The organism is Pseudorhodoferax soli (assembly GCF_003337555.1).
Classification (GTDB): Bacteria; Pseudomonadota; Gammaproteobacteria; order Burkholderiales; family Burkholderiaceae_C; genus Pseudorhodoferax; species Pseudorhodoferax soli.
Window position 1 is genome coordinate 51,663 of record NZ_QPJK01000001.1, and the last position, 17,206, is coordinate 68,868.

Genomic DNA, 17,206 nt, shown 5'->3' on the forward strand with positions numbered 1-17,206 from the left:
TGGGAGCCACGCGCGGGGCGTGGCGTTGAATGGGTGGCGGGCGTGTGCCTGAACCGGCCTACTTGGCCGGCACGTTCTTGACGACGTCGAACTCGACGTTCTGCAGCACGCCGTTCACGCGTTCGACGCGGCGGATGTAGGTGTTCTGCACGATGTCGCCGGTCTGCTTGTCGATGGCGATGGGGCCGCGCGGACTCTCGAAGGCCATGCCGCGCGCCGAGGCCATGAACTTGTCGGCATCGAACTTGGCGCCGCGCTGCGCCTCCAGCGCGCTGTACAGGATGTGCATCGCGTCCCACATCACCGGGTGGTACAGCGACAGGCGCGGCGTCTTGCCCACGGCCTTGTCGTAGGCGGCGGCGAATTCGCGGTTCAGCGCCGAGTCGTGCAGCGGCGAGTAGTTGCCGGCCGTGATGGCGCCCAGCGCGGCGTCGCCGGTGGCGTCCAGCGTGGTCTCGTCGGTCACGTCGGAGGTGGCCAGCAGCTTGAGCTTGCCGTCTTTCAAGCCCGCATCCGCATAGGCCTTGAGGAACTGCAGCGACAGCTCGCCGATGGGCATGAAGACGAACACCGCGTCGGCGTTGGCGTCCTTCAGGCGCTGCATGTAGCCCGAGAACTCGGGGTTGCGCACGGGCACCTTGATGGTGGTGGCGATGCTGCCGCCCGCCTCGGCGAAGCTCTTGGCGAAGGTGGCCTCGGCGTCCTGGCCCGGACCGTAGTCGGCGACGATCACGGCGACCTTCCTGATGCCGTTCTTGGCGGCCCACTGGGCCATCGGCCGCACCACCTGCGGCACGGAGAAGAAGGTGCGCAGGTAGTACGGCGACTTCTCGCCGACGATGCCCTGCGTGGCCGCGCCGGTGATGATGGCCGGCACCTTGGCCTCGGTGATCAGCGGTGCCACGGCCAACACGTTGGGCGTGAAGTCCGGGCCGATCAGGATCTGCACCTTCTCGCGCACGATGAGTTCCTGGGCCAGCCGGCGCGCCACCTCGGGGTTGGGGCCGGTGCTGTCGCGCCGCACGAACTCCAGCTTGCGGCCGCCGGCCTCGCTGCCGTACTTGGTCTGGTACAGCTTGATGATGTTGTCGGTGGACTGGCCAGCCAGCGCGCTGACGCCGGAGTAGCTCATGAGCACGCCGACCTTGAGCGTCTCCTGCGCCTGCGCTGCGCAGGCCAGCGTGCCAGCCAGCAACCATCCCGCCACGCGGGTCCATGTTCTGCGCATCCTTGTCTCCTTCTGCCTCTTCGAGGTCTGCCGTGGGTGGACTTGAGCGCAGCCGCCGAACATTCGGCATCGCATTCAATTGCGTTAGATCATATTGAATTCAATTTTGAATGGGATTGGGGTTCCCCCTAGGCGACAGGGGCGCTAGCATCTGCCACTTCTGCCCGGCACCTTTTGCGCCGGACGCTCTGCAGGCATGCCATGACCGACACCGCGACCACCCCGAAACCCACGCCCGAAAAGGCCCGCGGCGCCATGGCGCACACGCTGCAGCAGTTGAAAGCCATGATCGTCAACGGCGAGCTGAGCCCGGGCGAGCAGATCCGCCAGGAAGAGATGGCCGAGCAGTTGGAGGTCAGCCGCGTGCCGCTGCGCGAGGCCATGAACGTGCTGGCCGACCAGGGGCTGCTGGTGCACCGGCGCAACCAGGGCTACTTCGTGACCAAGCGCGCGCCAGGCGAGCACGCGCAGATCCGCCGCATGCTGCACCTGCTGGAAACGGAGTTGATGAGCACGATCCGCTGGCCGGACGATGAGACGCTGGCCATGCTGCGCGCGTTGAACGACGGCATGCGCGAGAAGGCGGCGGCGGTCGACATCCGCGGCCTGATCGAACTGAACCGGCAGTTCCACTTCCGCATGTTCAGCCTGTCGCCGAACAACCTGATCCTGGAAGAGGTGCGGCGGCTGTGGGCCATGGCCGAGCCGCTGATGTGGAACAAGTACGAGCGCGCCGACGACCGCGCCCGTACGCTGGACGAACACGCCCGGCTACTGGACGCGCTGGCCGCGCACGACCGCGCGCGCTGCATCGGCGAGATGGAGAAGCACCGCTACAGCGCCGAGTTCGGCGTGCCGATCGAGCTGCCCGGTGCGGGGCCGGACCTGCCGGCCGGCGCGAAGTCCCGGCGGCCCGCTTCCTAGTTGTCGTAGAGCCGGCGCAGCTCGCGCTTGAGCAGCTTGCCGCTGGGGTTCTTGGGCAGCGCGTCGACGAAGTGCACGCGCTTGGGCACCTTGAAATGCGCCAGGCGCGTGCAGGCGGCGGCGATCACCCCGGCCTCGTCGAGCATGCTGCCTGGCTTGAGGACGATGACTGCCGTGACGGCCTCGATCCACTTGGCATCCGGCAGGCCGATCACGGCGACCTCGGACACGCCCTCGATGCCGTACAGCACTTCTTCGACCTCGCGGCTGGCCACGTTCTCGCCCCCGGTCTTGATCATGTCCTTTTTGCGGTCGACCACGGTGAGGTAGCCCTCGTCGTCGAGCATGCCGAGGTCGCCGCTGTGGAACCAGCCGCCCTCGAAGGCCGCGGCCGTGCGCTCGGGGTCGCGGTAGTAGCCGCTGAGCAGTTGCGGCGAGCGGTGCACGATCTCGCCGACCTGGCCGGGCGCCACGTCCTGCATGGCGTCGTCGACGATGCGGGTCTCCACGTTCAGCGCGGCGCGGCCGGCAGAGCCGGCCTTGCGCAGCTGGTCTTCGGGCAGCAGCACGGTGGCCACGGGCGCGATCTCGGTCTGGCCGTACAGGTTCCACAGCCGTGTGCCGGGCAGGCGGCGCAGGATCTCTTTCAACACCTCCACCGGCATGATGGACGCGCCGTAGTAGCCCTTGGCCAGGCGCGTGAGGTCGGTGGTGTCGAACTGCGGCGCGCGCAGCAGGCCGATCCAGACCGTGGGCGGCGCGAAGAACGAGGTGATGCCCTCGCGGCCCATCAGCGCCAGCAGGTTTTCGGCGGTGGGCTTGCCAGTGATGACGTTGGTGGCACCCACGTAGATGCAGGGGCCCAGGAACACGTCGAGCTGGGCGCAGTGGTACAGCGGCAGCGCGTGCAGCACCACGTCGCCATGCGCGATCTCGGCGTCGACCAGGCAGGTGACGTATTCGGCGATGACCGCCGCGTGCGTGAGCATGGCGCCCTTGGGCCGCGACTCGGTGCCGCTGGTGTAGATGATCTGGGCCAGCGCGTCGTGGTCGAGCGCGGGTTCGGGCAGCGCGGGGCCGTCGAGCAGCAGCGCGTCGAACGTCGGCAGGCCCGGCACCGGCTCCGATGCGTCCTCACCGGGCAGCCAGACCTGCTGGCGCACGGCCGTGCCGGCGGCGGCCTCGCGTGCCACGGCGGCCGAGAGGCTGTCCATGGCGAGCAGGCTGGCGCCCGAGTGGTCGAGGATGTAGCGGACCTCCTCGGCGTTGAGCATGAAGTTGATCGGCACCAGCACGGCGCCCAGCCGCGCCACCGCGAAGCGCAGCGCGACGAAGGCATGCGAGTTGCGCGCCAGCACGGCCACGCGGTCGCCGGCGGCCACGCCCTGCCCGGCCAGGCCGCGGGCCAGGCGGGTGCAGGTGTCGTCCAGTTCCGCATAAGTCCACGACACCGTGCCGCAGCGGATGGCGGTCTTGGCGGGGTAGCGCAGGCGGGTGCGGCGCAAGAGGTCGGCCAGCGTCTGGCGGCGTGGGGAAGTGGCGGTGGTCATGGGCGTCGTCTCCTTGGCTTGTGGGCGCATGTCAATGCACAAATAAAATAGGATTCTATTTTGAATTCAATTTATCACGGTGCTTGCCGCGCACCACTGGATCGTAAGATGACCCGATGACCACACCCCCACTCGAAGTCTTGCCGCGCGACCTGTCGGCCTACCGGCAGGGCAACACCGGTGTCGATTACGTGCACCGCTTCACCTCTGGCAAGCCCGGCCCGCATGTGCTCATCAATGCGCTGACGCACGGCAACGAGATCTGCGGCATGGTGGCTGCGACGCATCTGCTGGACGGCGGCGTGCGGCCGAAGATCGGCACGCTCACGGTGAGCTTCGCCAACGTGGCGGCCTACGAGAGCTTCGACATCGAGCGCCCGTTCGAGAGCCGGCAGCTGGTGCACAACATGAACCGCATCTGGTCCACCGACTGGCTGGACGGCGCCGAGGACAGCCCCGAACTGCAGCGCGCCCGCGCGCTGCGCGGCGTGGTCGAGGCGGCGGACCACATCCTGGACATCCACTCCACCAGCCAGGCCGTGCCGCCGTTCTGGGTGTACCCCGCGTTTTCGCGCAATGCCGCCGTGGCGCTGGCCATCGGCCGCCCGGCCCTGCACCTGGTCATGCCCCGCGGCCTGGGTTCGGGCACGCCACTGATCCAGTACGGCACGCACGGCAGCGAGGGGCCGGGGCCCGGCGTGGCGCTGGTGGCCGAGTGCGGCCAGCATTTCCAGCAGGCCTCCTCGGACCTCGCGACCGCCGTGACCTTGGACTTCCTCGCGCACTTCGGCCTCGTCGATGCGCCGGCCAAGGCCCCCGCCCAGCCGCAGCTGCGCTTCGAGCTGCTCGAGACGCACCTCGTGCGCACCACCGACTTCCACTTCACGCGCCCGCTGATCGGGCTGGAGAGCTTCGCCCAGGGCGAACTCATCGCCACCGACGGGCCGCACGCCATCGTCGCGCCCTGCAACGACTGCACGGTCTTCATGCCCACGCGCGAGCCCATCGTGGGCCGCGAGGCCGTGTACCTCACCAAGCCGCTGGACTGACGCAGCCGGCGGCTACGGGCCGGCCCGCGGTGCGCGCCAGGCACCGGGCGGCGCACTGCTGCACACCGGCAACGGCAGGCTGCTGCGGCCGGTGCGCTGGTCAGTTAGCCGGCCAGGCCGACGAACAGGTTCTGCACGTCGTCGTTGGCGTCGATGGCGGCCAGGAAGGCCTCGACCTCCTCGAGTTCCGCGGGCGACAGACTGGCCGGATCGATCGGGTTCTTGGCCTTGTAGCCGAGCTTGGCCGACAGCACCGTGAAACCATGGGCCGGCAGTGCGCGGCTCACCAGGTCCAGGTCGCCCGGATCGGTCAGGAACAGCGTGCTGCCTTCCTCGTGGCCCGGCTCGAAGTCCTGCGCACCGGCTTCGATCGCGGCCAGTTCGGGGTCGGCGCCGGCGGCGGCCGGCTCGGCCTCGACCATGCCCACATGGTCGAAGTCCCAGGACACCGAGCCCGAGGTGCCCAGCTGCCCCTTGCGGAACAGCACGCGCATCTCGGGCGCCGTGCGGTTCACGTTGTCGGTCAGGCACTCCACCATCACCGGCACGCGGTGCGGCGCAAAGCCTTCGTAGATCACATGGTCGAAGTGCACGGCCTCGCCGGTCAGGCCCGCGCCCTTCTTGATTGCGCGGTCCAGCGTGTCCTTGGGCATGGAGGCCTTGCGCGCCTGTTCCACCACCAGCCGCAGCTTGGAATTGCCGGCCGGGTCGGCACCGGCGCGTGCGGCCAGCATGATGTCTTTGGCCAGCTTGCTGAACAGCTTGCCCTTGGCGTTGGCCACCAGCTCCTTGCCCTTCGATTTCCACTGTGCGCCCATGTCGCATCTCCTTGAAGAAACCCGCTATTAGGCCATGACCGGGACCGCGGCCGGCTTTCAGCCCCGCTTCAGTTTCGCGCCGCCGGCCTCGGGATAATCCCCGCAACGAGGACTTTCCCATGCGACTGCTTCTGGTCGAGGACGACACCATGATCGGCGAGACCGTGCTCGACCTCCTGCGGGCCGAGCACTTCGCCGTGGACTGGGTGCGCGACGGCGAGATGGCCGACACCGCGCTCAAGGCCGAGCGCTACGACCTCGTGCTGCTCGACCTGGGCCTGCCCCGGCGCGACGGCCTGGAGGTGTTGCGCGCGCTGCGTGCGCGCCAGGACACCGCGCCGGTGCTGATCGTGACGGCACGCGACGCCGTGGCCGAGCGCGTGGCCGGCCTCAATGCCGGTGCCGACGACTACGTGCTCAAGCCCTACGACCTGGACGAACTGCTGGCCCGCATCCACGCGCTGATCCGCCGCGCCCATGGCCGCGCCGATCCGGTGGTGCGCTACCAGGACGTGGCGCTCAACCCGGCCACGCGCGAGGCCAGCAAGGGCGGCGAACCCATCGTGCTGTCGGCGCGCGAGTGGGCGGTGCTGGAGACGCTGATGGCCCGGCCCGGCGTGGTGTTCTCGCGCGCCCAGCTCGAGGAGAAGCTCTACGGCTGGAAGGACGACATCAGCTCCAACGCCGTGGAGGTCTACATCCACGGCCTGCGCAAGAAGCTCGGCCCCGGCCTGATCCAGAACGTGCGCGGGCTGGGCTACCTGATGCCCAAGTGATGCCGAGTGGTGCCTGAGCAATGCCCCAGGGAATGAACAACGCACGCCACTCGCTCCAGCGCCGGCTGCTCGCCTACGTGATGACCATCATCGTGCTGGCCGCCGCCGTGCTGGCCGGCACCGCCTGGCGCAGCGCGCTGCGCCAGGCCGACGAGATGTTCGACTACCACCTGCAGCAGATGGCGCACGCATTGCGCGGCGGCCTGCCGCTGGCACCGCCCGCGCGGGATGTGGACGGCAGCGAAGAGTACCTGGTGCAGATCTGGGGCCCGGACGGCGTGCAGCTGTTCCGCTCCGTGCCCACGCCGTTGCCGCCCCGGGCCGTGCTGGGCTTCTCGGACGCGCGGCTGGACGGCGTGCACTACCGCGTCTACAGCGTGCAAAGCCCCTACCAGACCGTCCAGATCGCGCAGAACCTGGACGCGCGCCAGGCCCGCGCGCGGGCGCTGGCGCTGCGCGCCACGCTGCCGATGGCGCTCATGGCGCCGCTGCTCATGTTGCTGGCCTGGTGGGGCATCAGCCGCTCGCTGGCGCCGCTGGCGCGCACCCGCGCCGAGGTCGCGCTGCGCGCGGCGGACGACCTGTCGCCGCTGCAGGGCACCGGCCTGCCGGACGAGGTGCTGCCGCTGGTGGACGAGATCAACGCCTTGTTCGGCCGGCTGGACCAGGCCTTCGCCGCGCAGCGCGCCTTCGTCGCCAACGCCGCACACGAACTGCGTTCGCCGCTGGCCGCGCTCAAGCTGCAGGCCCAGGCCGTGGAACGCGCAGCCGACGAGAGCGCGCGCGCCACCGCGCTGGCGCGGCTGCAGCTGGGCATCGACCGTGCCATCCGGCTCATGCAACAGCTGCTGTTGCTGGCGCGCCAGGAAGCCGCCGTGCGCGACGGCGCCCCGCTGCCGCCGCTGGCCCTGGCGCCGCTGGCCCGCCAGGCCGTGGCCGAGGCCCTGCCGCAGGCCCAGGCGCGCGGCATCGACCTGGGCCTGGAGACCGAGGGCGACGCAGACGCGCTACCCGCCGTGCGCGGCGATGCCGATGCGCTGGCCATCCTGCTGCGCAACCTGCTGGACAACGCCATCAAGTACAGCCCCGAGGGCGGCCGCGTCGACCTGGTGCTGGGCCCGCACGGTGTGGCCGTGCACGACAGCGGGCCCGGCATTGCGCCGGCCGAGCGCGCCCGCGTGTTCGAACGCTTCTACCGCAGCCCCGGCGCCGCGGCCGGCGGCAGCGGGCTGGGCCTGACCATCGCGCAGGCCATCGCCGAACGCCACGGTGCGACACTGCGGCTGGACTCCTCCCCGCGCCTGGGCGGCCTGGCCGCCACGCTGCGCTTCGCCCCCGACACCCCCACCGCATGACAGACACCGCCGCCCCGCCCCTGCCCTACGCCGACATCCGCATCGTCGAGTTCACCCACATGGTGATGGGCCCGACCTGCGGCATGCTGCTGGGCGACCTGGGCGCCGAGGTCATCAAGGTCGAGCCGCTGGAGGGCGACAACACGCGCCGCCTGCTCGGCGCGGGCGCCGGCTTCTTCCCGGCCTTCAACCGCAACAAGAAGAGCATCGCGCTGGACCTGAAGCAGCCCGAGGGCCGCGAGGCCGCGCTGCGCCTGGTGGCCACGGCCGACATCGTGAGCGAGAACTTCAAGCCCGGCACCATGGCCAAGCTCGGACTGGACCACGCCAGCGTCAAGAAGCTCAACCCGGGCGTGATCTACGTGAGCCACAAGGGCTTCCTGCCAGGGCCGTACGAGAACCGCACCGCGCTGGACGAAGTGGTGCAGATGATGGGCGGCCTGGCCTACATGACCGGCCGCAGCGGCGACCCGCTGCGCGCCGGCACCAGCGTCAACGACATCATGGGCGGCATGTTCGGTGCCATCGGCGCCATGGCCGCACTGCGCCAGCGCGAGCAGACCGGCCAGGGCTGCGAGGTGCAGTCGGCGCTGTTCGAGAACAACGTGTTCCTGGTCATGCAGCACATGATGCAGTTCGCCGCCACCGGCCGCGCGGCGGACCCCATGCCCAGCCGCATCTCGGCCTGGGCCGTGTACGACGTGTTCACGGTCAAGGACGGTGCGCAGATCTTCCTGGCCGCTGTCAGCGACAAGCAGTGGACGGTGTTCTGCAATGCATTCGGCCTGCAGGAGCTGCTGGCCGACCCGCGCCTGGCGAGCAACAACGACCGCGTGCGCGCGCGCGACTGGCTGCTGCCCATCCTGCGCGCGCACCTCGCGGGGTACGACGCGGCCGAACTGGCGGCCGTGTTCGAGGCCAACGAGCTGCCGTTCGCGCCGATCGTGAAGCCGCAGGAACTCTTCGACGATCCGCACCTCAACGCCAGCGGCGGCTTCGGCGCGCTGCGCATGAACGATGGCCAGATGGCCAAGGTGCCGCTGCTGCCGCTCACGCTGGACGGTCAGCGGCCCGGCATCCGGCTGCAGCCGCCGGCCACCGGCGAGCACGGCGAGGCGCTGCTGTGCGAGCTGGGCTACGCCGAGGCCCAGATCGCCGACCTGCGCGCGCGCCGCATAACCGCGGGCTGACGCAGGCGGCCTGGCGCAGGCCGCCGGCATGCCCGTGGCGGCATGCCCGCACCGCGGGCCGGGGGGGCCGGCGCAGTCGCTCTATGCCGGCTGCCATGGCGCTGGCGTGTCGCCGCCAGCGCTGCGCCGCCCCGGTGCGCTGTCTGGCAGGCGCAGCTCGAAGCAGGCGCCCTGGCCCTGCGTGCTGTGCACCGTCAGGCGGCCGCCCAGCAGCGTGGCCACCGCATTGGCGGCGATGTACAGGCCCAGGCCCGCGCCGCGCGGGCCGGTCGACGTGCCAGGCCCGGCCCGGCCGGCCGCGAAGGGATCGAACAGTCCCGCGAGGCGCTCCGCCGCGATGCCCCAGCCATCGTCCGCCACGCGCAGCCAGACCTGGCCGTCTTCGCCGCGCCCGCCCGTGATGTGCACGCGGCCATGGTCGCGCCCGGCAAAGCCGTGCAGCACGGCGTTGTGCACCAGTTGTCCCAGCGTCTGGCCCAGCGCGCCGGGGTAGCTGTCCAGCAGCAGGCCGCTGGCCGGCAACTCGACATCGATCGCGTAGGGTGTGCCGGCCAGGCCGGGGCGCAGGCTCGCCGCCATGTCGCGCACCACGGCGTGCAGTTCGAAGGGCCGCCGCTGCGCGCTGGTCTGGTCGACCGCCACCTGCTTGAAGTTCTGCACCAGATCGGCAGCCCGGCGCAGGCTGCGCTCGGCGATCTCGGCGCCCTCCTCCACGCCAGCCAGGAAGGTCTGCAAATCGGCCCGGCGCAGGCCGGCCTGGCTGGCCTGCTGGAAGCACTCCAGCACCTCCACCAGGCTGCCCAGGGCCAACAGGCTGTTGCCCAGCGGCGTCTGCAGTTCGTGCGCGATGCCAGCCACCAGCGCACCCAGCGCCGCCATCTTCTCGGCATGCACGAGCTCGGCCTGGGCCAGGCGCAGCTGCTCCACGGTCTGCGTCAGCGCCGCGTGGGTGCCGGCCAGGGCCTCGGTGCGCTGCGCCACGCGGGCCTCGAGCTGCTGATTCAGTTCGCGCACCGCGTGCTCGGCCTGGCGCAGCGGACCGATGTCCATCGAGGCCCAGATCACCTCGCGGTCGGACCCGGGCACCGGGTGCGGACCGAACATCACGATCAGCAGCTCCTGGCGGTCGCGCCGCAGCAAGCGCAGTTCGGTCTGCACCGGGCCGGCCGCGATGACCGCATCCATCGCCTCCCGGGTGGGCGGCTCGGCGAACATGCCCAGCTCCACCGGGCTGCGGCCGACCGCCTCCTCGCGCGCAAAGCCGAAGTCGCGGCACCAGGCAGCGTTGACGGCCAGCAGCCGCATGGCGTCGCGGGTGTCGCTGACGCCCATCGCCAGCGGCGCCGCATCGAAGATGCTCTGCCAGCTGAGTTCACGCTCGTGCAGTACCACGGCCATCGCCTCGATCTCCTGCGCCAGCTGATTGAACTCGACCACCGTGCTGCGCTGTGCCGGCGCCAGCGGCAATTCGCCGGCCATGGCACGGCGCGCACGCGCAACGGTCTGCTGCAGCGGCCGCCCCATGCGGCGCGCCCACAGCAGCGCCATGACGATGGCCGCCAGCAGGCTGGCCGCCACCGCGAGGCCGTTGTAGACCAGCAGCTGGCGCACCTGCGGGTGGTCCAGCCCCGACGGCATGCGGCCGACGATGCGCCAGCCCAGGGCGGGCACGGCGGCCACGGCCGCCAGCCAGGCGCGGCCGTCCCAGCGCAGCACGGGCGCAGCTGCCGCCGGCGCCGCGGCCGCCGCCTGCAGCCAGGCCTGCAGGTCCGGCCGGTCGGGCGCGCCGGCGACGGTGTGCGCGACGACGTCGCCGCCCGGGCCGACCACCCACATGGGCGCGGCATCGCCGCCCACCACCAGGGCCACCGTCCGCACCAGTGCCTCGGCCGACAGCTCGACCACGATGGCATGGCCCTGCCGATCGCGCACGGCGGCCGCCAGCGTCGGCGCGCCGCTGACCGGCGACAGGTGGCCGCCGTCCCAGGCCATGCCAGCCCCGCCGGGCAGCGATGCGAACAGCCGGCTGCGCGACAGGTCGCGTCCAAGCAGCGCGGCACGCCGGTCGCGCTGCGCACGTGGCAGCCCGAGCTGCTGGATCCGGCCATCGGGTCCGAGCCGGTACATCGCCACCGCCACCTGGGCGTTGTCGATGCTGGTGTCGAGCAGGCTGTCGGCCTGGCCGGCCGGAACCTGGTCGAGCAGCATGCCCACCTGCGCCAGCTGGCCCTCCACGGTCTGCGGCAGCAGCACCAGGCGCGCGGCCATGCCATCGACTTCGCGCTGCAGCAGCGCCTGACCCTGGCGCCCGATCTCGGGGATGCGGTAGAGCAGCAGCGCGCCGCCGGCCAGCGCGGAGCTGACCAGCATCGCCACCAGCAGCAGGGCGGTCAGGTGGTCGGCGAGCCGCCAGGCGTGCGGCTTCATGGCAGCGGCTCCAGCGCAGCCGGCGCAGACTGCGGCGCCTCGCTCGGCAGGCGCAGCATGAAGCAGGCGCCCTGCCCCGGCACGCTGTGCACCGTCAGCGCGCCGCCCAGCACGTTGACCACCGCGTTGTAGCTGATGTGCAGCCCCAGCCCGCTGCCGCCGCGGCCCATCCGGGTGGTCATGAAGGGCTCGAAGATGCGGTCGATGTGCTCCGGCGCGATGCCCTTGCCGTCGTCGGCCACATGCAGCCAGAACTGGCCGTCGTCGGCGCGCCCGGCGGACAGCCGCACCGTGCCGTGGTCGCGCCCGTCGAAGCCGTGCAGCGCGGCGTTCTGGATCAGGTTGCCGATGGTCTGGCCCAGCGCGCCGGGGTAGCTGTCCAGCAGCAGGCCGGTGGCCGGCACCTCGGTCTCGATGCGGTAGGGCGTGCGGCTGAAGCTGGGCTGCAGGCTCACCACCATCTCGTGCACTACCTCGCCGAGCTCGAAGCGGCGGCGCCGCGCACTGGTCTGGTCCACCGCCACCTGCTTGAAGCTCTGCACCAGGTCGGCGGCGCGGCGCAGGTTGCGCTGCGCGATGTCGATGCCCTGCTCCACGCTGTCGGTCAGCTGGCGCAGGTCGGCACGCCGGATGCCGGACTGCGCCAGCGCGCGGAAGCGGCGCGCCTCGTCGGCCACCGCGCTGACCGCCATCACGCCATTGCCCAACGGCGTGTTCAGCTCGTGTGCGACGCCGGCCACCAGCGCGCCCAGCGCGGCCATCTTCTCCGAATGCACCAGTTCGTCCTGCGCCAGGCGCAGCTGCTCGGCCGTGCGTGCCAGCTGCGCGTTGGCATCGGACAGGGCCTGCGTGCGCTGCGCCACGCGCTGCTCCAGCTCCTGGTTCAGCGCCTGCAGTTCGCGCTCGACACAGCGCAGCGCCGTCACGTCCACGTTGGTCCACACCACCCAGTGCGCGTTCGGCAGGCGCACGCGCTGGCCGAAAGACAGCATCTGCACCGGCTGGCCGTCGCGGCGCCACATCGGAATCTCCAGCGCCATGCTGTCGCCCTGCATGGGCGCGATCCGCGCCAGTTGCTCGGCCGAAAACACGCCGACCTCCACGGCGGTGCGTCCCAGCACGTCCTCGCGCCGGTGCCCCAGCACGCGGCACCAGGCCTCGTTCACGTCGAGCGCGCGGCCGCCGTTGTCGGCGTCGACCACAGCGGCGGCCACCGGCACGGCATTGAAGATGGCCTGGAACTTCTGCTGGCGCGCCTGCAGCGCAGCCGCCATGCCCTCGAGATCGCTGGAGACGGCGTTGAACTCGCGCACGCTGCCGCGCGGCCAGCTGTGGCCCGCGGCAGCGCCGGCGGTCGTGCGCGCCGCGCGCGCCAGGATGTCCTGCAGCGACCGGCTCATGCGGCGGGCCCAGACCGACGCGATCCACAGGCCGATGGCGACGGAGCCGGCGACGACGACGGCCGCGTAAGGCAGCAACTCGCGCACGGCGGGATGGGCCCAGCCGGCCGGCGTGCGGCCAACCACGACCCAGCCCAGCCGCGTGGCCGGCACCGCCACGGCCCAGTAGCTGCGCTGCTCCAGCGAGAAGCCGCCCGGCGGCTCGGTGCCAGCGAGCGCCGCCTGCAGCAGCGGCCAGCCGTCCAGCTGCAGCTGCCCCACGTAGCGGCCCTGTTCGGTGTCGGCGCGGATGTTGGCAGTGCCATCCACCAGCCAGACATCGGACGTGCGGTCGTCCGCCGCGGTCTGCATCACCTCCTGCAGGAACGCGGCCGACGCCTCACCGATCAGCACGGCACCGTCGTTGCGGCGGTAGGCCAGGCCGACGGCCGGCGTGCTGCCGAGCAGCGACGGCTGGCTGCCGCTCCAGGCGGCGTCGCGGCCCGTGCGCACACCGCGGTACAGCGGGTTGTCCGACAGGTCGCGCCCGACCCACTCGGCCGCCAAGCCCGCGGCAGGCAGCGCCAGCGCACGCACCTGCCCAGCTGGCGACAGCAGGTACAGCGCCTGGAACTCCTGGCCGGCGCCCACATGGGTCTGCAGCAGCGCGCCGTCGGCCGCCGCGTCGTCGCCGCGCAGCACGGCAGCCAGCAGGATCAGGCGCGCCTGGCGTGCCGCCAGCAGCAGGTCCATGCGCGCGGCCACGTCGTGGGTCTGCTGGCGCAACAGGCGCCGGCTGTCCAGTTCGAGCTGCGGCAGCCGCCACAGCAGCCCGGAGACGACGATCACCGTGAAGCTCAGCCCCATGGTGGCCAGCAACAAGGCCGCCAGGTGGCTGCGCAGACGCCAGGCCCGCTGCTTCATGCAGAGCCCATGGCGCCGAAGTCGCTCGGCCGTTGCGCTGGCGCGCTGGCCGGCAGCCGCAGTTCGAAGCGGCTGCCCTCGCCCTCCACGCTGCGCACCGTCAACGTGCCGCCCAGCACATCGACGACCGCGTTGTGGCTGATGTGCAGGCCCAGGCCCGTCCCCGCGCGCCCCATCTTCGTCGTCATGAAGGGCTCGAAGATGTGGTCGACGTGCTCGGGCGCGATGGGGTGCCCGTCGTCGGCCACGCACAGCCAGATGCGCCGGTCGTCAGCGCAAGTGGCGTCGCGCCCAGCGGTGATCCGCACCGTACCGCGGTCGCGGCCTTCGAAACCGTGCAGCAGCGCGTTCTGAACCAGGTTGCTCAGCGCCTGGCCCAGCGCGCCGGGGTAGCTGTCCAGCTGCAAGCCGCTCGCAGGCACGTCCACCTCGATGCGGTAGGGTGTGCGGCTGAAGCTGGGCCGCAGGCTCACCACGGTCTCGTGCACGACCTCGCTGATCTCGAAGCGGCGCCGCTGCGAACTGGTCTGGTCCACCGCGACCTGCTTGAAACTCTGGACCAACTCTGCCGCGCGGCGCAGATTGCGTTCTGCGATGTCCACGCACTGCGCCACGCTGTCCACCAGTTGCGCCAGATCGGCCCGTTTCACACCGTCGGCCGCGCCCGCCTTGAAGCGTTGCATGGCATGGGCCAGGGCGCTGACCGCCATGACGCCATTGCCCAGCGGCGTGTTCAGTTCGTGCGCCACACCCGCCACCAGATGGCCGAGCGCCGCCATTTTCTCGGAGCGCACCAGTTCGTCCTGGGCCGTGCGCAACTGCGCCACCGTTTGGGACAGCGCCTCGTGGGATGCCGCCAGGGCCGCGGTGCGCCGCTCCACGCGCGCTTCGAGTTGCTGGTTGAGATCGCGCAGCTCGGCTTCGATGCGGCGCATCGGGCTCACGTCCACACACACGCCGATGGTCAGCCTTGCGCTGGGCAGATCCACCAACCTGCCATACAGCTGCATCATCAGCCTGGAGCCATCGCCGCGCAGGAGCCAGGCGTCTTCGAGTGCCTCGTTGTTCAACACGCGTTGCTGCACGCGCGCGGCCGCTCCGTCATCCGTCCACAGCCCGATTTCGCGCGACGTGCGTCCGAGAACCTGCGCGCGGTCGCGCCCCAGCTCGCGGCACCAGACACTGTTGACGTCCACAAACCGGTACTCGTTGTCGCGGTCGCGTACCGTCATCGGCACGGGTGCTGCATTGAAGATGGCCTGGGCTGTCTGCTCGCGCTCCTGCAGCGTCATCGCCATCCGCTCCAGATCACTCGACAGGCGGTTGAACTCCGCAACCGACCCGTGTGGCCAGGACAGATCCAGCGCGCCGCCGGCCGTGGTCTGCGCCGCCCGGGCCACGATCCTCTGCAACGGCCGCACCAAGCGGCTGGCCCAGAACGGCGCCATCAGCAAGCCGATCACGGCACAAGCTGCGAACGCCGTGGCCACGTGCAGCACCAGGGTCAACACCTCCGGGTTGGCCAGCCCCGCCGGGGCCTTCGCAACGAAGTACCAGTCCAGCGCACGGGAATGGGCAGCGGCCACATGGAAGTCGCCGCCCTGAAAGCGCAGGCGCGTCGCCACCTCGCGGCCTTGCAGCAGATCCTGCATCAGCGGCCAGTTGCGAATGTTGAGCTTGCCCACGTCGTCGCCCTGGCCCGTGTGCGCGATGATCTCGCCGCTCCGGTCGACGACCCAGATGGACGACGAGCGCCCGCCCGCGGCCAGTTCGACCGTGCCCAGCAAGGTACCGATCGGTACTTCGGCAATCATCACGTGGCCGTCACCGTCCCGATAGGCCATGCCGGCAGTGAGATCGCCCGTCAAGATGGAGCGGTACCTGCCGCTCCAGACGACGCCGGTCTTCGTGGGAACAGCGCGGAACAGGCTGTTGGCCGACACGTCGCTGCCCAGCAGATCGGCGCGCCGCGCCTGCAGCGCGGCCGGCAAGCCCACCGCCTCCACGCGGCCTTGCGCAGAGACCCGGTAGACCACGCGCAGCGTGTTTCCATTGCGCACGCTCTTGTCGAGCAAGCTGTTGTAATGCTGCGGCGCCATGTCGTGCAGCAGAAGCTCCACCAGCTCGAGCCGGGTCTGCCGCGTGCGCAACAGCAGTTCCATGCGCTCGGCCATCTCGCCCACCTCATGGCGCAGCGCGACCCGGCTGGCACGCTCCAGCCGCGGAATGCCATAGGCCAGCACCACGGCGCCCACCACCGCCAGCGTCAGCAGCATCGTCGCCATCAGCAGCGCCGACAGATGGCTGCGCAGCGACCAAACGCCCCAGGCTGCCGCGTGCCGCATCACAGGGGCACGAACTGGCCGTTGCGCACGATGCTGTAGTACGCAGCACGCGCACTGTCACCGAAGCGGTCGAAGCGGATCGGCTCCTGCACGCCCTGGTAGGGCTGGTTGCGCAGCACGGCATCGCGCAAGGACTCACCCTGCGCGGAGCGCGCCAAGGCCTCGGTGGCCACCGTCACAGCGTCGTAGGAAAAGATTGCGCTGTAGGTGGGCTCCCGGCCAAAGCGCGCCATGTAGGCACGGTGGAAGGCCTGGTAGCCCGGCGAGGTGTCCGCGCGGTCGTGGGCCTGCGCCACCAGCATGCCTTCGACGGCCTGGCCACCCAGTTCGATCAGCGCCTCGCTGCCGTAGACCGCCGTGATCGGGATGCCTCGCGTCTGCTTGACCGCCTGCTGCGCAATCAGCGCCGCGTCCACGCTGGTGGTGCACGCCACCAGCCCGTCCGGCCGGCCGACCAACATGGTGCGCACCACGTTCTCGAACGAGGTGTCCGGGTCGCGGCCGAACTCTGCGTCGGCCACCACCGTGCCCCCGAGTTCGGTGAATGCCAGCCGGAAGTCGTCGCGCAAGGACACGTAGTACGCGGGATTGCGCACGTCGGTGGCCAAAGCCACACGCCGTTGGCCACGTTCATACAGCCGGCGCGCCAGGTCACGCGCGTTGTCGCGGGTCGTGCGGTTGAGCCGGACCAGGTAGTCGTTCTTGCCCGCCAACGCCACAGCCGACACGACAGGGCTCAGCACCAGCAACCGGGCCTTGTCGATCTGCGGCAGCATCTGCACGGCGACATCGCTCGAATAGGGGCCGATCACGGTGTCGACCCGCGCATCGATCAGCGCTTGCACCGCCGCGGTGGCCTTCTCCGGGCCCGTGCCGTAGTCCTGCACGACCAGCTCCAGTTGCCGCCCCGCCACGCCACCTGCCTGGTTGCGCTCCTCGATGGCCAGCATCACCCCGTTGCGTCCGTCCTCGCTGAACACCGCCGTGCGGTCGGACAGGCCTACCAGCAAGCCGATGCGGATCGGCGGCTTGGGACCGCAGCCTGCGAGGCAGCACGCTGCCACAAGGAGGCAGGCCAACGACCGCCTCCGCCAGTTCTTGCAACCAGCCTCCTCGGCCCAGGTGCTGCGCAGGCCTGTCGGCGTGCTCGCGTGGACGTCCTCGTCGTCGCCGAAGAACTCCCTCGATTCTTGTTCATTCATATCGTCACCGAACGATGAGATGGGCTTGGAAACATCGAC

General features: G+C 70.7%; 12 protein-coding genes. 5 read left to right on the forward strand and 7 right to left on the reverse strand.

The annotated features are described in order from the left end of the window. Positions 1 to 58: 58 nt before the first annotated feature. A complete protein-coding gene (locus DES41_RS00265) occupies positions 59 to 1,228 on the reverse strand; it encodes an ABC transporter substrate-binding protein (RefSeq protein ID WP_170168053.1) in 1,170 nt (389 codons plus the stop codon). 201 nt (positions 1,229 to 1,429) lie between these two features. On the opposite strand from DES41_RS00265, the gene DES41_RS00270 reads away from it, so the two are divergent. Continuing rightward, positions 1,430 to 2,152, forward strand: coding sequence for a GntR family transcriptional regulator (locus tag DES41_RS00270; protein WP_114464865.1), 723 nt, complete (start codon positions 1,430 to 1,432; stop codon positions 2,150 to 2,152). Here DES41_RS00270 and DES41_RS00275 read toward each other — a convergent pair. Then, positions 2,149 to 3,702 (reverse strand): acyl-CoA synthetase, encoded by a 1,554-nt coding sequence (locus DES41_RS00275; protein WP_114464867.1) that lies wholly within the window; start codon positions 3,700 to 3,702, stop codon positions 2,149 to 2,151. The two genes, DES41_RS00270 and DES41_RS00275, sit on opposite strands and share 4 nt — an antisense overlap. A 116-nt stretch (positions 3,703 to 3,818) precedes the next feature. Between DES41_RS00275 and DES41_RS00280 the strand changes: the two genes are divergently transcribed. Continuing rightward, entirely contained in the window at positions 3,819 to 4,751 is a 933-nt protein-coding gene (locus DES41_RS00280) for a M14 family metallopeptidase (RefSeq protein ID WP_114464869.1), read from the forward strand. 104 nt (positions 4,752 to 4,855) lie between these two features. Here the strand turns inward: DES41_RS00280 and DES41_RS00285 are convergent, their stop codons facing one another. Beyond that, positions 4,856 to 5,569 carry a YebC/PmpR family DNA-binding transcriptional regulator gene (locus DES41_RS00285; RefSeq protein WP_114464871.1) on the reverse strand — a complete coding sequence of 238 codons (714 nt, stop codon included), beginning with the start codon at positions 5,567 to 5,569 and terminating at the stop codon, positions 4,856 to 4,858. A 119-nt stretch (positions 5,570 to 5,688) separates the two neighbouring features. Here DES41_RS00285 and DES41_RS00290 point away from each other — a divergent pair, with 119 nt between their 5' ends. Genes DES41_RS00290 through DES41_RS00300 form a run of 3 tightly spaced genes read left to right on the forward strand, consistent with a single transcriptional unit; the run spans position 5,689 to position 8,890 of the window. After that, positions 5,689 to 6,345: a response regulator gene (locus DES41_RS00290; protein WP_114464873.1), complete on the forward strand. Its 657-nt coding sequence runs from the start codon at positions 5,689 to 5,691 to the stop codon at positions 6,343 to 6,345. A gap of 32 nt (positions 6,346 to 6,377) precedes the next feature. Next, positions 6,378 to 7,700: an ATP-binding protein gene (locus DES41_RS00295; protein WP_114464875.1), complete on the forward strand. Its 1,323-nt coding sequence runs from the start codon at positions 6,378 to 6,380 to the stop codon at positions 7,698 to 7,700. Then, a complete protein-coding gene (locus DES41_RS00300) occupies positions 7,697 to 8,890 on the forward strand; it encodes a CaiB/BaiF CoA transferase family protein (protein ID WP_114464876.1) in 1,194 nt (397 codons plus the stop codon). Before DES41_RS00295 ends, DES41_RS00300 begins: the two co-directional genes overlap by 4 nt. Before the next feature lie 81 nt (positions 8,891 to 8,971). Here DES41_RS00300 and DES41_RS00305 read toward each other — a convergent pair whose 3' ends face one another. Genes DES41_RS00305 through DES41_RS00320 form a run of 4 tightly spaced genes read right to left on the reverse strand, consistent with a single transcriptional unit; the run spans position 8,972 to position 17,167 of the window. Then, on the reverse strand, positions 8,972 to 11,317 hold the full coding sequence (locus DES41_RS00305; protein WP_114464878.1) for an ATP-binding protein: 2,346 nt from the start codon (positions 11,315 to 11,317) through the stop codon (positions 8,972 to 8,974). Next, complete coding sequence (locus DES41_RS00310) at positions 11,314 to 13,620, reverse strand: sensor histidine kinase (protein ID WP_114464880.1); 2,307 nt, start codon at positions 13,618 to 13,620, stop codon at positions 11,314 to 11,316. Before DES41_RS00310 ends, DES41_RS00305 begins: the two co-directional genes overlap by 4 nt. After that, positions 13,617 to 15,965 (reverse strand): sensor histidine kinase, encoded by a 2,349-nt coding sequence (locus tag DES41_RS00315; protein WP_114464882.1) that lies wholly within the window; start codon positions 15,963 to 15,965, stop codon positions 13,617 to 13,619. Before DES41_RS00315 ends, DES41_RS00310 begins: the two co-directional genes overlap by 4 nt. Next, positions 15,965 to 17,167 (reverse strand): ABC transporter substrate-binding protein, encoded by a 1,203-nt coding sequence (locus tag DES41_RS00320; protein ID WP_114464884.1) that lies wholly within the window; start codon positions 17,165 to 17,167, stop codon positions 15,965 to 15,967. Before DES41_RS00320 ends, DES41_RS00315 begins: the two co-directional genes overlap by 1 nt. Between the last annotated feature and the right edge of the window lie 39 nt (positions 17,168 to 17,206).